Annotated in this window: 14 protein-coding genes; 4 read left to right on the forward strand and 10 right to left on the reverse strand. The window is 70.4% G+C overall.

Annotated elements, in window-relative coordinates; all coding sequences use genetic code 11:
• Positions 1–10: 10 nt before the first annotated feature.
• The 3 genes from AB0I04_RS22975 to AB0I04_RS22985 all read right to left on the reverse strand — a co-directional run bounded on the left by AB0I04_RS22975 (position 11) and on the right by AB0I04_RS22985 (position 3,199).
• Positions 11–1,273 carry a cytochrome P450 gene (locus AB0I04_RS22975; RefSeq protein ID WP_360887674.1) on the reverse strand — a complete coding sequence of 421 codons (1,263 nt, stop codon included), beginning with the start codon at positions 1,271–1,273 and terminating at the stop codon, positions 11–13.
• Between the two features lie 176 nt (positions 1,274–1,449).
• The gene (locus tag AB0I04_RS22980; protein ID WP_360887678.1) at positions 1,450–2,157 is read right to left on the reverse strand and encodes a glycoside hydrolase family 16 protein; all 708 of its coding nucleotides are present in this window, start codon (positions 2,155–2,157) and stop codon (positions 1,450–1,452) included.
• Positions 2,158–2,344: 187 nt separating this feature from the next.
• On the reverse strand, positions 2,345–3,199 hold the full coding sequence (locus AB0I04_RS22985) for an RNA-guided endonuclease TnpB family protein (protein WP_360887681.1): 855 nt from the start codon (positions 3,197–3,199) through the stop codon (positions 2,345–2,347).
• Between the two features lie 155 nt (positions 3,200–3,354).
• Here AB0I04_RS22985 and AB0I04_RS22990 point away from each other — a divergent pair, with 155 nt between their 5' ends.
• Positions 3,355–4,149 (forward strand): mechanosensitive ion channel domain-containing protein, encoded by a 795-nt coding sequence (locus AB0I04_RS22990; protein WP_360887684.1) that lies wholly within the window; start codon positions 3,355–3,357, stop codon positions 4,147–4,149.
• Positions 4,150–4,169: 20 nt separating this feature from the next.
• Here the strand turns inward: AB0I04_RS22990 and phoA are convergent, their stop codons facing one another.
• From phoA to pabB, 4 genes are all read right to left on the reverse strand, one after another.
• Positions 4,170–5,528: an alkaline phosphatase gene (phoA, locus tag AB0I04_RS22995; RefSeq protein WP_360887687.1), complete on the reverse strand. Its 1,359-nt coding sequence runs from the start codon at positions 5,526–5,528 to the stop codon at positions 4,170–4,172.
• Between the two features lie 385 nt (positions 5,529–5,913).
• Positions 5,914–7,188, reverse strand: coding sequence for a serine/threonine-protein kinase (locus AB0I04_RS23000; RefSeq protein WP_360887690.1), 1,275 nt, complete (start codon positions 7,186–7,188; stop codon positions 5,914–5,916).
• Between the two features lie 870 nt (positions 7,189–8,058).
• Positions 8,059–10,782, reverse strand: a complete 2,724-nt coding sequence (locus AB0I04_RS23005; RefSeq protein ID WP_360887693.1) for an AAA family ATPase — start codon at positions 10,780–10,782, stop codon at positions 8,059–8,061.
• Positions 10,783–10,899: 117 nt separating this feature from the next.
• Positions 10,900–13,329, reverse strand: a complete 2,430-nt coding sequence (gene pabB, locus AB0I04_RS23010; protein WP_360887696.1) for an aminodeoxychorismate synthase component I — start codon at positions 13,327–13,329, stop codon at positions 10,900–10,902.
• A gap of 224 nt (positions 13,330–13,553) precedes the next feature.
• On the opposite strand from pabB, the gene AB0I04_RS23015 reads away from it, so the two are divergent.
• Positions 13,554–14,000: a hypothetical protein gene (locus tag AB0I04_RS23015; protein ID WP_360887699.1), complete on the forward strand. Its 447-nt coding sequence runs from the start codon at positions 13,554–13,556 to the stop codon at positions 13,998–14,000.
• On the opposite strand, the gene AB0I04_RS23020 is transcribed toward AB0I04_RS23015, so the two are convergent.
• A complete protein-coding gene (locus AB0I04_RS23020) occupies positions 14,001–14,909 on the reverse strand; it encodes a helix-turn-helix transcriptional regulator (protein ID WP_360887702.1) in 909 nt (302 codons plus the stop codon).
• A 137-nt stretch (positions 14,910–15,046) separates the two neighbouring features.
• On the opposite strand from AB0I04_RS23020, the gene AB0I04_RS23025 reads away from it, so the two are divergent.
• Positions 15,047–15,892: an SAM-dependent methyltransferase gene (locus AB0I04_RS23025; RefSeq protein WP_360887705.1), complete on the forward strand. Its 846-nt coding sequence runs from the start codon at positions 15,047–15,049 to the stop codon at positions 15,890–15,892.
• Positions 15,893–15,897: 5 nt separating this feature from the next.
• Here the strand turns inward: AB0I04_RS23025 and AB0I04_RS23030 are convergent, their stop codons facing one another.
• Positions 15,898–16,713 (reverse strand): SAM-dependent methyltransferase, encoded by an 816-nt coding sequence (locus tag AB0I04_RS23030; protein WP_360887708.1) that lies wholly within the window; start codon positions 16,711–16,713, stop codon positions 15,898–15,900.
• Between the two features lie 317 nt (positions 16,714–17,030).
• Here AB0I04_RS23030 and AB0I04_RS23035 point away from each other — a divergent pair, with 317 nt between their 5' ends.
• Positions 17,031–17,663, forward strand: a complete 633-nt coding sequence (locus AB0I04_RS23035) for an NYN domain-containing protein (protein WP_360887711.1) — start codon at positions 17,031–17,033, stop codon at positions 17,661–17,663.
• Between the two features lie 415 nt (positions 17,664–18,078).
• Here AB0I04_RS23035 and AB0I04_RS23040 read toward each other — a convergent pair whose 3' ends face one another.
• The gene (locus AB0I04_RS23040) at positions 18,079–18,912 is read right to left on the reverse strand and encodes an NAD(P)H-binding protein (RefSeq protein WP_360887715.1); all 834 of its coding nucleotides are present in this window, start codon (positions 18,910–18,912) and stop codon (positions 18,079–18,081) included.
• Between the last annotated feature and the right edge of the window lie 60 nt (positions 18,913–18,972).

Consider the following 18,972-nt stretch of genomic DNA (forward strand, 5'->3'; position numbering starts at 1 on the left):
ACGATTCGCCTCAGATCTCGTACGGCAGCCGCTTGACGCCGTTGTCGAAGCCGGAGAGCAGCGGCTCCGGCTCGCCGGTCGCCCTGATGCCGGGCACGCGGGTGAAGAGCTCCCGGAACATCGCGGTGAGCTCCCGCCGGGCGAGATTGGCGCCGAGGCAGAGGTGCGGTCCTGGGCCGCCGAACCCGACGTGCGGGTTGGAATCACGGCGGATGTCGAAGACGTCCGGGTCCGCGAACACGTCCTCGTCCCGGTTGGCCGACAGGTAGAACAGCACCACCTTGTCGCCTTTGCGGTAGGACTGGCCGTTCATCTCGTAGTCGCAGGTCAGCGTGCGCCGGAACTGAATGATCGGCGAGACGTACCGGACGATCTCCTCGATCGCCCCGCCGATGCGGCCGTCGAAGTCCGCCATGAGCAGCGCCCGCTGATCCGGATGGTCGGTGAACAGTTTCAGCCCGTGCGCGAGGGCGTTCCGGGTCGTCTCATTCCCGGCGACGAGTAGCAGGTCGAAGAACGCGCCCAGCTCGCGCAGCGACAGCCGCTCGCCGTCGACGTCCGCGTTCACGAGCGCCGACACCAGGTCGTCGGCCGGCCTGCGGCGACGCTCCCGGCCCAGGCGCGCGACCAGGCGGTGCAGGACGAGGATGGCCTTGAGGTTGCCCGCGAGGAGGCGGAGCGTACGGAGCCGTACGACGTCTCCCCGGACCCCGGAGTACTCCGTCATGGCGTCCACGCAGGCGGCGACCTTCGCGTGGTCGCGCGCGGGGATGCCCATCATCGCGCTGATCACCCGGATCGGCAGGCGGGCGGCCACGTCGGCCACGAAGTCGCCCGAGCCGTGTTCGAGGACGTCGTCGACGATCGCCGTGGCCGTCGCGGCGATGTGCTCGTCGATGCGCTCCAGCCGACGTGGGGTGAAGGCGCGGGAGACGATCCGCCGGAGCCGGGCGTGCCGTGGATCGTCCATGTTGACCATGGGCCGCCCGAAGAGCAGGACGATCCACGGCGGAGGCTCGGGCGAGGTCGCGGCGGGCTCGCTGCTGAACGCCTTAGCGTTGCGGCTGGCGTGCACGACGTCGGCGTGGCGGACGAGCGCGTAGAAGCCCCGCCCCGAGCGGACGAACGGCACCCGCTGTTCGGTGACGAAGACGGGCCGGTCGCGGGCCCGCAGCCGGGCGAATGCCGCCAACCGCTCCTCGGGGGGACGGGCCCAGAAGTCCAGTCCCGCGAGGTCGAGATTGTGGTGCTCTGCCCGGGTTCGCGCGCCCATCAGGCCCCCATCGCGGTTCGCGTGCCACCTGACGCTAACCCGCGAAAGCGGAATTTTGGGCCCGGCGGCCGGATCGCGCCACCGCTGGTGGGCTGGAATTTCTCGGCCTTACGGTTACCTGTGGAATTTCGCCGGAATTGCTCCATTTTCGCCGGATACAGGCGGCCGTACAGAGTTCACCGATACACGCGGACGTAGTCGACCTGAAGGGTCGAGGTCTTCCAGGCGGACGCCGGTTTCCCCGCCGCTCCGCCGACCGCGACGTTGAGGATGATGTCCGACTGCGAACCGGCGGGCACCTTGTAGGTCTTGGTGGCGTACGTCTTACCGTCGACGAGGAACATCACCTTGCCGGTCCGGTACCTCGCCTCATAGATGTGCCACTTCGTGGCGTCCAGACCACGGTAGGACCCGCCCGCGCCCGACGTGGAGGTGTGGACGTGGTACTGCGGAGTCCAGACGCCGTCCAGACCGTTCTCCATGAGGTCGATCTCGCCGTACTTCGGCCACTGGGCCTCGGGCTGGCCAAGCGTCCAGATCGCGGGCCAGGCGCCCCGCTGGGCACGGCTCATCCGCGCGCGCACCTTCACGTCTCCGGTGGTGAGCGTGAATTTCGAGGCCAGACGCGCCGAGGTGTACGCACGGTTCTGATACCTCTGCTTGAGCGCCGAGATGGTCAGCACTCCGTTCTTGACGGCGGCGTTCTTACCGCTGGCCGTGTAGCACTGCAGCTCGACCCCGTTGCCCCAGCCGCAGCCGGTCTGCCGGGTCCACTTGGCCAGGCCGCCCGTGAACTCCTCGGCGAATACCAGGCTCGAGGCGTGCGCGGGCACTGCCGGGACGAGTGCGGACACCATGGCGCCCACGGCGATGATCCGCCTCATCTCTCTCCTCGGGGAAGGGAAGATCATCTTTGTTGGCGATCTTCGCATCCCGGGGGTTCGGGGAGAGTCGGACCCCGCTCGGTACGGTTGGCGGGACTCTACTCCTCGTATGCGTGAAGGTGGTCGTGGTTGACTTCCTCCCCCTCCTGAAGGAGGGGATTCCCGACGGCCTTGTGGCCGATCCGGTTTACGCCGGGCGCCTCGCGGCGTGGGTTTCCTGTTTCAGCGCCGGCTGCGGAAGGGAGGGCCCTTGCCGTCTGACATCAGCTCCACAGGCATCACCAGGGGGTTGCCCGGTTACGGCTTGACCAGCCGCAAGGATGTTCTTGGCCGCGTTGATGTCCCGGTCGTGGCGGGTGCGGCAGGTAGGGCACGTCCAGTGCCGGGTGGAAAGGCTCAGCTTGGTGAGCAGGTGCCCGCAGGCCGAGCAGGTCTTGGAGGAGGGGTACCAGCGGTCGATCACGATGAGGGTGCGTCCGGCGCGTTCGGTCTTGTATTCGAGTTGCCTGCGGAACTCGCCCCATCCCGCGTCGCTGATGGCGCGCGCCAGCGCGTGGTTTTTGACCATGTTGGCGACCGCGAGGTCTTCGATCACGATGATGTCGGCCCGGCGCACCAGGTTCGTACTCACACGGTGCAGGAAATCGGCACGGGCGTTACGTGCCATGTACAGCTCGCCGTTCTTCATGCGGAACGCCGAGCGGGTGTAGTGCGCAGTCTGCCGGGAGTTGCGGTTCTTGAATCGCGGGTACTTCGCGCGTCCGGCGAAGAAGTTCGCGAACGCCGCATGCTGATGCCGCAGCGTCTGCTGCAACGGAACCGACGACACCTCCGACAAGAACGCCAGGTCCTCGGTCTTCTTCCACGCCGTCAAAGCAGCGTCGGTCTGCCTGTAGGAGGTCTTCTCGCCCCGCTGGTGGTAGGCCGCGTGGCGCTCGGTCAGCGTCATGTTCCACACCAGGCGCACACACCCGAACGTGCGGTTGAACACCGCCGCCTGTTCGGGGTCCGGGTAGGCCCGGCACTTGTACGCCGTCCGCATGACCGCGACCTTACAGATGGCGTACGTACATGTAAATCGGTTCGTCGAATTACGGTGAACTCCGTTTTTGGACCGTACCGGCTGGGCCGGGACGGTTTTGGCGGAGTCCGAGTTCCTCCCCGGTCTGAAGGCCGGGGCATCCTTCGGAGAACTAGGTGAACGAGCTACATCTGGCCGAGCAGATGGCAAAGGTGCGGACCCGGGCACGGCCGTGGCGTTCGATCATCGCGGCGGCGCTGGCCGTGCTCGCGGTGGCCGGGTCGGTCCTCGCCCGGCAGCAGGCCCGGACGCCCGGTCAGCGGCTGCCGTGGCAGCTGGCCGCGGCCGGCTGTGCGGTGGTGTTCTGCATGCTGGCCTTCTCCGCGACGCTCGGGCTGTCCGGCCGGGTGCGGGACCTCATGCTGCCCCGGATCGGCACCAGCCACGCCACGATGGTGCGGCTCGTCCTGGTCCTGGTCGGCGGCCTGACCACTCTCGTGCTCACCCTGCAGCTCTTCGGCCTGCCCGTCGGGCAGCTCGTGCTCGGCGGCGCACTGACCGGCGTACTCGTCGGGATCGCGGCCCAGCAGACCCTCGCCAACCTCTTCGCCGGCATCATCCTGCTGCTGTCCAGGCCGTTCGCCGTCGGCGAGGACGTACGGCTGTCGTCCGGTCCCTTGGGCGGGGAGTTCCAGGGCACGGTCCTGGAGATCGGCCTGACGTACGTCCGGCTCCAGGCCGACGACGGTGACTATCACCTGCCGAACGCCCAGGTCCTCTCCGCAGCCGTCGGGCCACCGACCGCCGCCGAACCCGACACGACGATGGCCCCGGGCGCCGCGGCCGACCCGGGCCCTGCCACCGGCGCGGTGGTGGGAGCAGAGGCCGTGGCCGGAGCGGAGGCCGGGGTACGGGCGAGCGCGGAGGGCGATGCGCAGGGTCATGGCGGAGGGCCGGCCACCGCACGGTGACCGGCCCTCGCGAACGTGACTCAGTGGCGTACGTCGAGCGCTCGGGTGAGCGTGCCGAACAGGTCGGTCTGGTCGGTGACCCCGACGACGTTTGCGGCCTGCGGGCCCTGAGCGGCGATCCGGACCTCGGTTCCGGTGTGCTCCTGCGACTGGCCCGGGGTGTTGGTCGCGTAGTTGATCTTCATGTTGCTGCCGTCCGCGGTGATCAGCGTCGCCGTCTGGCCGGGGCTCTGGGCCTCGAGCGGGATGATCTGGCTGGTGTGCCCGTGGTCGGCGGTGACGACCACGAGGGTGTCCCGGTGGTGGCGGGCGTAGTCGAGTGAGGCCTGCACCGCCCGGTCGAACTCGACGTTCTCCCCGATCTGGCCGCACGGGTTCGCGGCGTGGTCCTGCTTGTCGATCGAGGCGCCCTCGATCTGCAGGAAGAAGCCCTTCTTACCCTGCTTCGACTGCGCGTCGAGGAGGCCGATCGCCTTGTTGGCGAGGTCGCGCAGGTGCGGGCCGCTGAACTGCGCGTTCGGCGTGCACTTGGCGGGATCGGTGCCGCCGACCTTGGCGAGCGGACCGGTCCACTCCAGCGGCATGTTGCCGTCCGCGAACAGCCCGAGCACCTTCTTGTCCGGCTTCGCGGCGGCGAGGCCGGCGACGTCGGTGACGACGTTGTAGCCCGCGGCGGCGGCCTGGTCGAGGACGGTCTTGCCCTTGAACGACCCGGCCTTGACCGTCTGCGCGAACCGGGCCTTGCCGCCGCCGAGGTAGACGTCGGCGCCGGCCTGCACCTGCTGCTCGGAGATCGAGCCCGGCCCGCCGTTCACCTTGTCCTGCTGCGGGCACTTGGCCATGTCGGCCGGGCCCTCACAGGACCGGTCGGCGACGTGCGCGGCCAGGACCGCCGGCGTCGCGTCGCCCAACTCCGCCGTGCTGACGTCGCCGGTACGGAACCCGGCCTTCTTGGCCAGCTCCAGGACGGTCGCCTGCTGCTTGCCGTCGGGCGTCACCGAGATCGCGCCGTTGTAGCTCTTGTGCCCGGTGGCCCAGCCGGTCCCGCTGGCGGCGGAGTCGGTGACGTAGTCCGGTTTGCTCGGGTCGCTCTTGTTCACGGCGTACGTGGTGTACTCGCCGGTCAGCGGCAAGGTGTCCAGGGCCAGCCGCCCGGCGGCGCCCTTGGCGTAGTTGCGGGCGATCGTGATCTCCGAGTCGCCCATGCCGTCACCGATGAGCAGGATGACGTTCCGGGCCTTGCCGCCCTTGATCGCGGAACGGACGGCGTCGGTACGGTCGCCGCCGGACGCGAAGGTCGGCATGGCCGCCGCGGTCAGCGCACCGACGGCCACCGCCGCGATGGCACCCCGGCGGATCAGCCTCGACGATGAGGTCATGTGACGGTCTCCTCTAAGCAAATAAATCGCAAAGCCGCTGCTTGCGGGGGATACGTCATCAGGCCGGGATGGCACCGCACGCCGCGTAGGGTGGCGCGCGGATGAATGACAGGCGAAATCCTCAGCCGCCACAACGGCGGTCGGACCGAGATCATCGGCGGCGTTCACACCGGTGAACGGACCGCGACACCAACGGCGTTCACACCGGTGGATGGACCGCGATCACCGGCAGCGTCCATGCCGGGGCCAGGCCGAGACCACCGGTGGCGTCCGCGCCAGGGGATGAATCAAGATCACAAGCGGCATCCACATCGGCGAACGGCCGGAGACGCCGTACCGCGAAGCAGACCGCTGATCAGTGCCCCCGCATCCCGTCGGTGCCCGGTCAGTGATGCTTACCGTGCTTCTTCCGGTGCGTGGCGGGGCGTTTGGAAGGCTTCGGCTTGCGCTTGACCGTGGGGTGGGGGGCGGGCTTCCGGGCGGTGGACGACGGGTGCGAGACCACGGGAGCGGCCGGCGCCGAGGATGACGGGGTCGCTGGGCGGTGCGGACTCGTCGGCCGGGCGAACCATCCCACTCCCCCGGCCAGCAGCGCGATCGCCAGACCGCCGACCGCCAAGGGAAGTGCCCGGCGGGGCCGGGCCGGCTCGTCGGGGACCGGTACGGACAGGACCTGTGTCGCGCCGCCGGCCGGATGGCCCGGCCCGCCGACGGGGTGCTGGAGCCCGGCCGGATCCCCCGGTCCGCCGTACGGCCCCATCCCCGGGAACGGTGCCGCCGCGGGCGGCATCGAAACGCCGTCCAGCCGGGTTCCGCCCGCCACCGTCGCCCCGGGGTCGGCCCGCAGCCGGGCGGCCCGGTCGGCGACGGTCACCGCGTCGGCGGGTCGCATCGCCGGTTCCTTCGTCGTCAGTGCGAGGACGAGGTCGCGGACACCGGACGGGACGGACGGAGGCAGGGCGGGGAGGGGCGTGTCGCGGTGCGCGAGCAGCACGGCGGTCGGCGGACCCTCGTACGGCGGCCGTCCGGTGAGCATCTCGTACGCGATGATGCCCAGCGCGTACAGGTCGGTGGCCGCCGTCGCCTGCTTGCCCACGGCCTGCTCGGGCGCCAGGTACAGCGGCGTGCCCATGAGCATGCCGGTCCGGGTCAGCGGGATGGCGTCCACGGCGCGGGCGATGCCGAAGTCGGTGATCTTGATGGAGCCGTCGAGGCCGACCAGGAGGTTCCCGGGCTTGACGTCACGGTGCACGAGCCCGGCGGCGTGCGCCACGGCCAGGGCGGCCGCCGCCGAGCCGAGGACCTCGAGCACGCGGTCAGGGTCCATCGGCGCGTCCCGGGCGATCGACGCCGCGAGAGACTCGCCCTCCACGTACTCCATGACGAGGTACGGCGGCTCGTCGCCTTGGCCCTCGTCGTAGTCGAAGACCTGGGCGATGCCGGGGTGGGACAGGGCTGCGGCGTTCTGCGCCTCTAGGCGGAACCGGTGGCGGAACTCGGCGCTGTCGGCGTACTCGCCGCGCAGGAGCTTGACCGCGACCGGACGACCGAGTGCGGTGTCCTCGGCGCGCCAGACCTCGCCCTGCCCACCGACGGCGATGCGCTCGACCAGCCGGTAGCGGTCGCCGAGGACCGTGCTGGGGCCGAATGTCATAGTCATCGTTCGCGCCACGATACAGACACAGACCACCATGAATCACCCGGTCGAGTCCGGGCGGGAGGCATCAGACGTGTCTCCGGTGGTCACCGGCGCCCTGTTGTTTTCGGCCTGACGGTGTCCGCGACGGTCGTCGCCGCCGTGCCCGGGCGAGCGACACCTTCCCGGCCCGGACGCGCGTCAGGGGCGTCCCGATCGTACGGGGCGCCCCTGACGTGTGCCGGGAAGCCCGGCGGTCTTTCGTCCGACTTGTTCCGAGGGCACGAGTTGGGGACCCCGCCCTCGGATTTGCGCTTGCGAGGACGACGTTAGCGACGGTTGTGCCTGGAGTTCCTGAGTACCGGCGACTCATCTTCCGGCGAAGCGGCGCGCGCCGATTGAGTCGCCGAGACCGCGCGAATGAGCAGACGGACGTCAGGCGGGGCGGTGACCTCCCCAAGAGAATGACCCGATGTCTTGCCGTAAACGTTAGTGATCCTCACTAAGCCGCGCTTGAGCCGCAGGACCTAATTCCGGCCGGGACTCCGGGTCCCTCGCGTGGCCGGGTCCGCTGCCGCGCGGGTCCGACGCGCCCCGGCTCCCCGCGTACGGCCCGCCAAGCGCTCGCGCGGCCGAAGCCACGCGGACGACGCGACGCCGACGCTCACTCGGCCGATGCCACACGGACGGCGCGACCGCGGGGCCGAAGCTGCACGGACGGCGCGACCGCCGGGCCCTCGCGCGGCCAAAACCACGCGGATGACACGACCGCCCGACGCTCGCGCGGCCGAAGCTGCACGGACGGCGCGACCGTCGGGCCCTCGTACGGCCAAAACCACGCGGATGACACGACCGCCGGACGGTCGCTATAGCGTGGCTGTTCGGGTCGCGGCGTCAGCCGAGCGCGCTCAGGTCCAGTTCGCTCAACTCGCTGCGCGAGCCGACGCCGAGCTTGGGGAACGCCCGGTACAGGTGGTTGCCGACCGTGCGCGGGCTCAGGAACAGCTGGGCGCCGATCTCCCGGTTCGACAGGCCCGCCGCCGCGAGCCGTACGACCTGGCTCTCCTGCGGGCTGAGCAGGCCGGCCGGGCCGGGGGTCGCGGAGACGGCGTCCTCACCGGAGGCGCGAAGCTCGGCGCGGGCACGCTCGACCCACGGCGCGGCGCCGAGGTGGTCGAACATCTCGAAGGCCGCGCGGAGGTGTTCGCGCGCCTCGGCGCGGCGCCGCTTCCGGCGGAGCCACTCCCCGTAGAGGAGTTCGGCGCGGGCGTGCTGGAAGGGCTGGTCGGGGATCACCTCATGCGCGTAGAGGCGCACCGCCTCCGCGTAGTACCGCTCGGCCTCGTCGTCCGGGGCGAGCAGTGCCCGGCACCGGGCCACCACCGCCGCGGACCACGGCCGCCCGATCGCGGTGGCCCAGCGGTCGAGCCGGTACATCGGTTCCTCGGCGAGATCCGGCCGTCCGGCGCGGGCCGCCGCCTCGATCACCTCGGGGGCGGCGTACAGCGCGACGGTCTGGTGCCGGCGGCCTCCGTTCCAGATCAGGGCGAGCCGTTCGAGGGCCGGCGACGTGCGGCGGCGGCCGAGGTGCAGCAGGCCCGACGCCCATGACGCCATCACCCGGCCGGCCTCGCCCGCCCCGTCGGCGCCCCGGACCAGCCGGTCGCAGAGCTCGTCGTCACCCTTGATCGCCGCCAGCCAGGCCACGACGCCGCCGAGGTACTCGACACGGTGGGCCTGCCCGGTGTCGCGCGCGACGGCCAGGGCCTCGGCGGCGGCCGAGGCGGCCTCGTCGAGGCGGCTGCGCAACATGTGGGCCTGGGCGAGCAGTGCGAGCGCCTGGGGCAGCACCCCGATCAGGCCGTGCTCGCGGCAGTGGGTGACGGCCGCGGCCGCCAGCTCGACGGCGGCCACCTCGTTGCCCGCCATGAGGCTCAGGGACACGGCGAGCAGGCGCTGGTCCATGTCGTCCTCGGGCGCCGCGCGCAGGGACGCGACCGCGTCCCGGACCGGGCCGAGGTCGTCGACGACCTCGTCCGCCAGCACGGCCGCCACCGTGCTCATGCCGCGCGCGACCGTGTCCTCACCGATCTCCAGGAGGCCGTCGACGACGGCCCGGGCGAGTTCGGCGTCGCCGGCGAACGATGCGTTCCGGCCGGCCTGGTGCAGGATGTGGGCGGCGCCCGTCGCGTCGAAGGTCGCGAGCCGCCGGGCTCCCTCGACCATGATGCGCCCGGCGCAGCCCGGAGACCCCCGCTCGAATTCGACCGAGGCGCGAACGCGGTCGATGCGTGCGCGGGGCCTCGGGTCGTCGGCGAACGGCAGGGCCTGGTCGGCCAGGGCCGTCGCCCGGCCGAACTGCCCGGCCTGGACCGCGAGTTCCGCGGCGGCGGACAGCCGGCAGGCCGCACGACGAGGGTCGGAGGTGAGTTCAGCGGCGCGTTCGTACGCCGCCGACGCCACTGCCGCGCCCTGCCGCTTCTGCGCTCGGCGGGCGACGCTCTCCAGTTCGTCGGCGACCTGGTCGTCCGGCCTGGTCGCGGCGGCGGCCAGATGCCACGCCCGCCGGTCGGCGTCCTCGGCCCGCTCCAGGACGGCGGCGATCGCCCGGTGCGCGGCGACCCGCCGGGCGTACGGCGCGCACTGGTACGCGGCCGCCCGGATCAGCGGGTGCCGGAACGCCACGGCCGTCGCCGACACGTGGAGCAGGCCGGCCCGCTCCACCGCCTCGAGGTCGGCGGGGGTGGCCCCGAGCCGCTCGGCCGCGCCCAGCACCACCGCGACGTCTCCGGTGTCGTCCGCGGCGGCGACGAGCAGCATGTCCCGCGCCGCCTCGGGGAAGCCATTGATCTGCCGCTGGAACGCCTCCTCCACCCGGCTCGACGGGGGCGCCCCGTCGACCGCGAACGTGAGGGGTCCCAGCCGGCCGGATCGCTGGTCAGGGGTGAGCATGTTCGGCAGTTCGATGAGCGCGAGCGGGTTGCCCGCCGCCTCCTGGAGAAGGCGCTGGCGGACCTGCGGGCCCAGGTCCCCGGCGTACTGCGCGAGCAGATCCTCGGCTGCCTGCGGGGTGAGCCGGCCGAGCCGCAGCTCCGGAATGTCGGCGCCGGTCAGCGCGGGCGCGTCGTCCCGTACGGCGAAGATCATCGCGACGGCGTCGGCCTCCAGACGCCGTGCGGCGAACGTCAGCGCGTCGGTCGAGGCACCGTCGAGCCACTGCGCGTCGTCGATCAGGCAGAGGACGGGACGGTCCTCGCCGAGGTCGGACAGCAGGGTCAGCACCGCGAAGCCGATGAGGAACCGGTCGCGGATCGACGCCTCGCCGAGCCCGAACGCGCTGCGCAGCGCCTCGGCCTGCGTGGGGGGCAGCCGGTCGACACGGTCGAGCACGGGCCGCAGGAGGAGCTGCAGGGCGGCGAACGGGAGTTCGCTCTCCGACTCGACCGCCCGTACCTGGAGCACCCGCATCCGGGTCGCCTCGGCGGCGGCCTGCGTCAAGAGGACCGACTTGCCGATGCCCGCCGCACCGCGCAGGACCAGCGCCCCGCTTCGGCCGGATCGGGCCGAGTCCAAGAGCCGCGAGATTTTTTGCTGCTCGCCCGAACGTCCGTACAGCATCGACCTCTCCCGGCAGTGGTGCGCCCATGGACTCAAAGGTCACGGCCGTTGCTGTGATCTTAACGATCAGTCATAGGAAATGGTGCGATTTCGCCTCATACGGCTGATCTCGATGACTCAATCGGAACCCATGGCGATACTCAAGCCGAGCGCGGCGGCCATTGCCCGCGACTTCACCAGCGTCTCTTCGAACTCCGCGGCGGGGTCGGACGCCGCGACGATCGCACCGCCCACTCCGAAGCCGACCGCCTCGGGCGTGATCACGATCGTACGGATGACCATGCCCAGGTCCGCGGCGCCGTTGAGGGAGAACCAGCCGAGCACCCCGGAGTACACGCCGCGCGGCCCCTCCTCCAGCCGGTCGATGATCTCCATGGTGCGCAGCTTCGGCGCCCCGGTCATCGACCCGCCCGGGAACGCCGCCCGTACGCAGTCCACCGCCGAGACACCCGGCCGCAACGTGCCCCGGACGGTCGACACCAGGTGGTGCACCGGAGCGAACGACTCGACCGCGAACAGGCGCGGTACGTGGACCGAGCCGACCTCGCAGACGGTGCCCAGGTCGTTGCGCACCAGGTCGACGATCATCAGGTTCTCCGCCCGGTCCTTCGCGCTGTCGCGCAGATCGCGGCGGAGCGCCGCGTCCTCCTCCGGCGTCGCGCCGCGCGGCCGCGTGCCCTTGATCGGTTTGGACTCGACCACCCGGTCGGCACCGACCTTCAGGAAGCGTTCCGGCGAGGCGCTGAGCACCGCGACGCCCGGGAAGTCCAGCAGTGCGCCGTACGGCACGGGGCTGATCCGGCGCAGGAACCCGTACGTTCGCAGCGGATCGACGGCCGCCCGCGTGACGGCCATGTTGGTCAGGCAGATCTCGTACGACTCGCCGTCACGAATCTCCTGGTGGCACTCGGCGATCCGCTTGAGGTAGGCCTCCTCACCGTGCCGCAGCGCGTACGACACGGCCGGCGCGTGACCCGGCACGGACGGCACTCGCCCCGGCGCGGGCGGCACGCGATCAGCTGCGGACGGCACAACGTCAGCCGCGGACGACAGGCCATCAGCTGCGGACGGTTCAACCTCAGCGGCGGACGATAGGCGATCGGCTGGGGGCGACATGAGGTCAGGTGCGGGCGGCCGGTGTACGCCTCCGGCGGGCAGGCGGCGGATCCGGGCCTCGGTGGCGTCGAGCCATGCGGCAGCCCGCGGGTCGTCGTCGCCCTCGCCGAGGCACAGCAGGAAGCAGGAATCCGCCACGTGATCGATCACGACGGCGCGGTCGGCGAAGAGCAGGGCGGCGTCGGGCGTCGGAGCGTCGTACACGGCGGCGGCGCCGGTCTCGGCCTTCAGCTCGTAGCCGAGGTAGCCGACGTAGCCGAGGGCGAAGTCGAACGGCAGTCGCTCGTCCGGAGGCAGGGCGCGCTCCCGGAGCCGGGCGTCGAGGTAGTCGAGGAACGGCCCGGATACGAGTTCGACGGGCCGATCCGCGCGGTGCACGCGTACGGTGCGCTCACGCGTCCGGTACGTGACGAACTCCGCGAGCGGCCCGGTGCCGTCGCCCATGATCGAGAAGCGCGACCCGACCTCGGCTCCGGCCGCACCGTCGAGCCAGAAATTCCGCGGACGGCCGGCGAACAGCTCACGGTAGGCGGTCTCCGGATCGGGCACCTGGTCGAGCCGCCGCACCTCGAGCCGGTACGGCGAAGCGGACCGGGACACGGCGGCGTCCACCGGAACCGCCGCCTCAGGCCGAGGAACGGCGGCACGCCCCAGGACGGACTCGGACCTGGGCACGGCGGCATCCACCGGAACCGACTCGGGCCTCGGCGCGGAGGCGTCGCCCGGGACCGACTCCGGCCGGGGCGCGGCAGCGTCCACCGGGACCGGCTCGGAGCTGGACGCGGCATCCGCCGGAACCGACTCCGGCCGAGGTGCGGCAGCGACCGCCGGGATCGGCCGGGAACCCGGGCCGGGCAGGGAAGGGCCGCTGAGGTCGCGGAAGTTGGCGAGCAGTTCGCGGCCGTACTCGGTGCCGATCGACTCCGGGTGGAACTGCACACCCCACAGTGGCCGCGTCCGGTGGCGTACCCCCATGAGCACGCCGTCGGCCGTCCAGGCGACGGGCTCGAACTCGTCCGGCACCGAGGTCACGGCCAGCGAGTGGTACCGCACGGCCGTGAACGGCGAGGGAATCCCGGCGAACACGTCCCGCCCGGTGTGGTGGATCGCGGACGGCCGGCCGTGCACGGGCTCCGGAGCGTGCTCGACCACGCCGCCGAGCAGCTCGCACATCCCCTGATGGCCGAGGCACACGCCGAGGAGGGGCAGGTCCCACTCACGGATCGCGCGGGCGCACACCCCGAAGTCCCGCTCACGGTCCGGACGTCCGGGGCCGGGCGAGATGACGACATTGTCGAAGTCGCGTGGGTCCAGCGTCGACCAGTCGACGTCGTTGTGCACGACCACCGGCGGCCGTCCGTTCACCTCGGCCAGCAGGTGGAAGAGGTTGTAGGTGAAGGAGTCGAAATTATCGATCAGCAGTGTTCGCATCGAGACCCCGGAACCCCCGTTCAGTCGCATGGTATGTCGGGCGTCGCCGTGGTCACCGGCGGACCACCGGCCGGCGCCTGCGTCCAGGCCGTCATCTCCCTGTGAGCCGTTAGGACCGACGCCCCATCTCACCACCCTGGGAATGGGCTCTGAGCCTCTACCTCCCACGATGATCCACTGCGAGGATGCGCCGTCAGTCAAGCAATTCGCCGAGTGAAAGGCCGATGATGCCGTACCTCAAGTCCGCCGCCGTGGCGATCGCCGTCGGTGCCGCCACCGTGGCCCTGTCCGCCACCTCCGCTTCGGCGGCCACTCCGGACCAGTCCGTCGGCACGGCCGCCGTAGGGGACTGGAACTGGGGCCCGTTCCACCCCGCCCCCTTCAAGAAGAGCACGGCGAGGAACGTCTACACCGTCACCAAGCCGGGCACTCTCCAGGTCGTCATGATCGCCCGGACCGGCAGCGGGAGCATCGGGATCAGGCTGGTCACCTGCAAGAGCAAGGTGGGCCTGACCAAGTGGGTGACGCTGAAGACGAAGAACCACCGGTACACCTTGAACCAGCCGCACAGGCTGGCGAAGGGCACCTGCTTCAAGGTCCAGTCCGGCCGCTCTTGGGTCGACTCCGTCACCGGCTACGTCCGCGGCAACGTGAAGTGGAAGTCGACCTGATCAGGTCTCGCGGAGGATCCGCTGGAGCATCTTGACGCTCGCGTTCGGCGGCTCGGCCTCGATGACAACGCGGTTCAGGACGTGCCAGTAGTGGTCGACGTCCGCGGTCTTCGTGGCGTAGACGGCGTTGGTGAGCTGCTCGAGGTAGACGACGTCGTGGATGTCGTCCTCGGGGAAGCGCAGCAACGTGATCGGGCCGCCGGCCGCGGCATGGCCGCCCGCGCTGAACGGCATGACCTCGACCGTCACGTTGGGCAGCTCGGCGACCTCGAGAAGGTGCTGGAGCTGGGCCCGCATGGTCGCTGCGCCGCCAATGGGGCGGCGCAGCGCCGCCTCGTCGATGACGGCCCAGAGCTTGGGCGGGTTGGCCCGGTCCAGCAGGAGCCGCTGCCGCTTCATCCGCAGCGCGACGCGACGGTCGATGGTGGCCTCGGAGTAGTCGCCGTGGGCGAGGCGGACGACGGCCCGGGCGTAGTCGGGGGTCTGCAGCAGACCGGGCACGAACTGCACCTCGTAGGTGCGGATGACGCTTGCGGCCTGCTCCAGCCCGAGGTAGTCCTCGAACCAGCGGGGGACGACGTCGGCGTACTCCCGCCACCACGGCGGCGCGGTGGCCAGTTCGGCGAGAGTCAGCAGTGTCGCGCGCTCGGCCTCGTCCTCCACGCCGTAGAGGGTGAGCAGTTCGGCGACGTCGCGCTGCTTGAAACCCCGCCGTCCCAGCTCCAGGCGGCTGATCTTGGAGTGCGACGCGTGGATCGCCGCTCCGGCGCTCTGACAGGTGAGGCCCTGGGCCTCGCGCAGCCGGCGCAGCTGGGCACCGACGAGCATCCGCAGCACCGTCGGGCCGGCCTGGCGATAGGCCAGCAGAGCGCTGTCGGCCACGCCACCGCCGAGGGGGACAGTGACCATGCCGTCTCTCCGCTCCACAGTCCGTCACCGACATTGATCGCGTTCGAAGCCTCTCACGATAGCCTCGGCCGTGCGAACCGGATTGGTCGGTTTGCCCCACGGCATCCTCCCCGCGGCATCGAGGAAAGGTCTTCCCCGTGACCGACGAAGCGCCCGAATCGCAGGCCCCCGGAACCGCCCCGTCGCCGTCCGACGGGCAGGCCCCGCCCGAGATCGACATGACCGTGCCGCACTCGGCCCGGATCTGGAACTACTGGCTCGGCGGGAAGGACAACTATCCCGTCGACCGCCAGGCCGGCGATGAGTTCCGGGAGATCTTCCCGGGCATCGTCGACGCCGCCCGCGCCGTCCGGCACTTCCTCGCCCGCGCGGTCCGTTACCTGGCGGGGGATGTCGGGATCCGGCAGTTCCTCGACATCGGCACGGGCCTGCCGACGGTGGACAACACCCACGAGATCGCCCAGCGGGTGGCCCCCGAGACGCGGATCGTCTACGTCGACAACGACCCCCTCGTGCTGGCGCACGCCCGTGCCCTGCTCACCAGCACGTCCGAGGGCGCCACCGACTACATCGACGCGGACGTGCGCGACCCCGACCGCATCCTGGAGGCCGCCGCCGCGACGCTGGACTTCGACCGCCCCGTGGGACTGATGCTGCTCGGCATCATGGGCCACGTCGACGACCGTAAGGACCCGCGCGGGATCGTACGGCGGCTGCTGGACGCCCTGCCGTCCGGTAGCTACCTGGTGCTCAACGACGGGACCAACACCGACCCGAAGCGTCGGGAGGCGCACCAGCGCTACAACAGCGGCGGCGCGGTCCCGTACAACCTCCGCTCGCCGGAGGAGATCACCCGCTTCTTCGACGGCCTGGAACTCCTGGAGCCCGGCGTGGTCCCGGTATCCCAGTGGCGTCCCGAGCACAGTCCGTTCGGCCTTCCGCCCCGGGTCGAGACGCTCGGCGGCATGGGCCGCAAACGGTAGGAAGGTCAGGGCTTCCGGCCGACACCGCCGTACACCGGCACCTCCTCGACCGGCACCGGTGACGTCGTCTCCGGCCGCCACAGCGGGCACGACACCACCCCCGGCTCGACGAGTTCGAGGCCGTCGAGGAACCCGGCGATCCGCTCCGGACTGCGGAGGTTGTACGGGACCGCGCCGCCGGCGGCGTACTGACGGGTGGCCTCGACGTACGCCTCGTCCGTATCGGTCCCGTCCCGGACCGCGAGGTGGCTACCGGACGGAAGCGGGTCGAGCAGCCTCCGTACGATCGACCGGGCCTCGTCGTAGTCCGCCACGTGGGCGAGGACCCCCATCAGGATGACCGCGACGGGCCGGTCGAAGTCGAGCGTCCGTGCCGCGGCCTTGAGGATCTCCTCCGGCTCGCGCACGTCGGCGTGGACGAACTCGGTCGTGCCCTCGGGTGCTCCGGTGAGCAGCGCCCGGGCGTGCGCGAACACCAGCGGGTCGTTGTCCACATACACGACCCGCGTCTCGGGCGCCACCCGCTGCGCCACCTCATGGGTGTTGTCGACGGTCGGCAGGCCCGAGCCGATGTCGAGGATCTGCCGGACCCCCGCCTCTGCGACGAGGTGGCGGACGACCCGGCCGAGGAACTGCCGGCTGACCCGCGCCAGGTCGACGATCTGCGGAAACAGCTCCCGGACCCGGTCTCCGGCCGCCCGGTCCACCGGATCGTTGTCCTTCCCGCCCAGCCAGTACCCGAAGATCCTGGCCGAATGCGGCACCGTCGTATCGATCTCGGGCACCGGGGGCTCGGCCGCCGGGGGCCGTTCATCGGACATCGTCACTCCTCTGCCGGTCGGGTCGCCGCCGCCAACGTAACCCCGGCATCGGGACGCTGAGAGCGGTCCGGCCACAGGCGGCCCGAAGTCGCTCGCAACCGCGCGCGGACGGCTCAGCGGCCATTACCTCTCATTCGGCGGCGCGGACCACCGCGATCCGCACCGCCAATCCCGAGACGCGGAGATTTGCCCGGTTGAGCGATAGATCCGAATATCTTTCTCGTTTGGGCGCTTTGGCGTGCCGACCACGAGCCGACTCGCCTTGACTGCCTCGAACACAGGTACGAATTAACGCTCGGTGACGATACCATCACCGCATGTTAGTCAACGTCTACGTCGACGGGTTCAACCTTTACTACGGCTGCCTCAAAGGGACGCCGTACAAGTGGCTCGATCTTGATGCCCTTACCCGGCGACTGGAGCCGAGGCACCAGATCAACCGCATTCGTTACTTCACGGCACAAATCTCCCCAAGGCCAAACGATCCCCACGGACACAACCGGCAGCAGTACTACTTGCGCGCACTGGCCACAATCCCTCACCTGGCGATACACCTGGGCCGCTTCCAGCAGACGACAAAACGGATGCCGTTGGCGAACCCTCCGACATACGGTCCTCGAACGGTTCAGGTGATCAAGACCGAAGAGAAGGGCTCCGACGTGAATTTGGCGACCCATCTTCTCGCCGATGCGTTCCGCAGGGACTTCGAAGCCGCCCTCGTCATCACGAACGACGCCGATCTCGCCGAGCCCATCCGGCTGGTCTGCCACGAGCTTGAATTGCCCGTCGGAGTCGCCAATCCGCACCGCCCCTACAAACGCAGCATTGCGCTGGAGCGAGCACACCCGACGTACTTCAGGCAGATTCGCGAGAGCGCACTGCGCTCCTGTCAGCTTCCAGACACGATCCACGACAGCAACGGCGAAATACGACGCCCCATCAAGTGGTGAAAAAATCCAAGGCCCCATCCGATGGATGGGGCCTGGTCCCACTCGCCTAGGCAAGTGGGGCGATGGGTCCTATTGAAGCGCACCGGACGGTACTCGTCAACTCACCCTTCGTGACCAGCACGAGGCCGGCCGGAGACCCCACCGCCCGGCCGCCCTCAAGCGGCCAAGCCTGAGCAGCCGACGGCGCGAAACCGTTCCGACAGAAGGCAACCACGCCCCGACCGGCCCCGCCGCAGCTGAACGTCCGCGCTCCTCGTCCCCGGGCCGGATTGGGAAGAGGCGGTTACCGGGACGAGGAGCCGCGGCGATGGGAGGTGGCGGGCGCGGGCCCGCAACCCCCGACAACGTTCATCCCTGGAGGCGAAGACGGGCGGCCAGCGGTTCCACCTCATCGTCGAGGCGATCGGAAGAGGGCTCAGCGGAAGGCATCGGCGTGTTCGACGGCCCAGTCGCGGAACGTCCGCGCCGGTGCTCCAGTGATCTCCTCAACGGTGGAGGTGACCACGGCCGGCTGGTCGTCAGGCGCGCTCAGCAGGGCGTCCACGAGCGTGGGAGGCCACCCGTCGGCCAGCATCCGCTCCCGCGCTGCCCGGGCCGGAGTCTTCTCGAAGCGCAGCGTACGACCGATCGCCTCACCGATGGTTCGTACGCGCTCGACCGTGGTCAGCGCCTCCGGCCCGGTCAGGATGTGCTTCGCGCCGACGTGTCCGTCTTCGGTGAGCGTTCGGGCCGCCACGGCTGCGATGTCGGCTTCATGGATGATCGCCTTGGCGCCGTCGAAGGGATAGTGGACGACGTCCCCGGCGCGAACCTGCTCGGCCCAGCCGAGTGCGTTGGCGGCGAACGTGCCCGCCCGCAGGAAGGTCCACTCCAGACCGCTCTTCTCGATGAGCCGCTCCATGTCCGCATGGAACTGATTGATCAGGTCGGCTTGCCGCTCGGCGTCGTCGTCCACACCGAGGGACGACAGGTAGACGACGCGACGCGCGTGCCGCCCGATCGTCTCGAGCACGCCGGGCGCCTGTTCGGCCGTGAGGAACGGCCAGACGAGGAACACCGACTCGACATCTTTGAGCGCAGCCTCCAGGCTGTCCGGATCGGCCAGGTCCCCTGCGATGGCCGCAACTCCCTCAGGGAGGACCGCCGTTTCGGGATCGCGGGTGAGAGCGCGGACCGGAACGCCCGCCGCCGACAGCCGAGTGACAAGGTGCCGGCCGACATTGCCGGTCGCTCCAGTGACCAGGATCATGAGATTTCCCCCAAGGCGGATCGTTTTGCCGTCGTGGAGGACCGTACGATCTCAACAAGG

The organism is Actinoallomurus sp. NPDC050550 (assembly GCF_040655075.1).
Taxonomy (GTDB): Bacteria; Actinomycetota; Actinomycetes; order Streptosporangiales; family Streptosporangiaceae; genus Actinoallomurus.

Bases quoted from the DNA above. Each gene is read 5' to 3' on its own strand.
- AB0I04_RS23000 (WP_360887690.1), bottom strand. From the start codon at position 7,188: ATGACTATGACATTCGGCCCCAGCACGGTCCTCGGCGACCGCTACCGG.
- AB0I04_RS23030 (WP_360887708.1), bottom strand. From the start codon at position 16,713: ATGTCCGATGAACGGCCCCCGGCGGCCGAGCCCCCGGTGCCCGAGATC.
- AB0I04_RS23040 (WP_360887715.1), bottom strand. From the start codon at position 18,912: ATGATCCTGGTCACTGGAGCGACCGGCAATGTCGGCCGGCACCTTGTC.
- AB0I04_RS23005 (WP_360887693.1), bottom strand. From the start codon at position 10,782: ATGCTGTACGGACGTTCGGGCGAGCAGCAAAAAATCTCGCGGCTCTTG.
- AB0I04_RS22980 (WP_360887678.1), bottom strand. From the start codon at position 2,157: ATGAGGCGGATCATCGCCGTGGGCGCCATGGTGTCCGCACTCGTCCCG.
- AB0I04_RS23020 (WP_360887702.1), bottom strand. From the start codon at position 14,909: ATGGTCACTGTCCCCCTCGGCGGTGGCGTGGCCGACAGCGCTCTGCTG.
- AB0I04_RS22985 (WP_360887681.1), bottom strand. From the start codon at position 3,199: ATGCGGACGGCGTACAAGTGCCGGGCCTACCCGGACCCCGAACAGGCG.
- AB0I04_RS23035 (WP_360887711.1), top strand. From the start codon at position 17,031: ATGTTAGTCAACGTCTACGTCGACGGGTTCAACCTTTACTACGGCTGC.
- pabB (WP_360887696.1), bottom strand. From the start codon at position 13,329: ATGCGAACACTGCTGATCGATAATTTCGACTCCTTCACCTACAACCTC.
- AB0I04_RS23015 (WP_360887699.1), top strand. From the start codon at position 13,554: ATGATGCCGTACCTCAAGTCCGCCGCCGTGGCGATCGCCGTCGGTGCC.
- phoA (WP_360887687.1), bottom strand. From the start codon at position 5,528: ATGACCTCATCGTCGAGGCTGATCCGCCGGGGTGCCATCGCGGCGGTG.
- AB0I04_RS22975 (WP_360887674.1), bottom strand. From the start codon at position 1,273: ATGGGCGCGCGAACCCGGGCAGAGCACCACAATCTCGACCTCGCGGGA.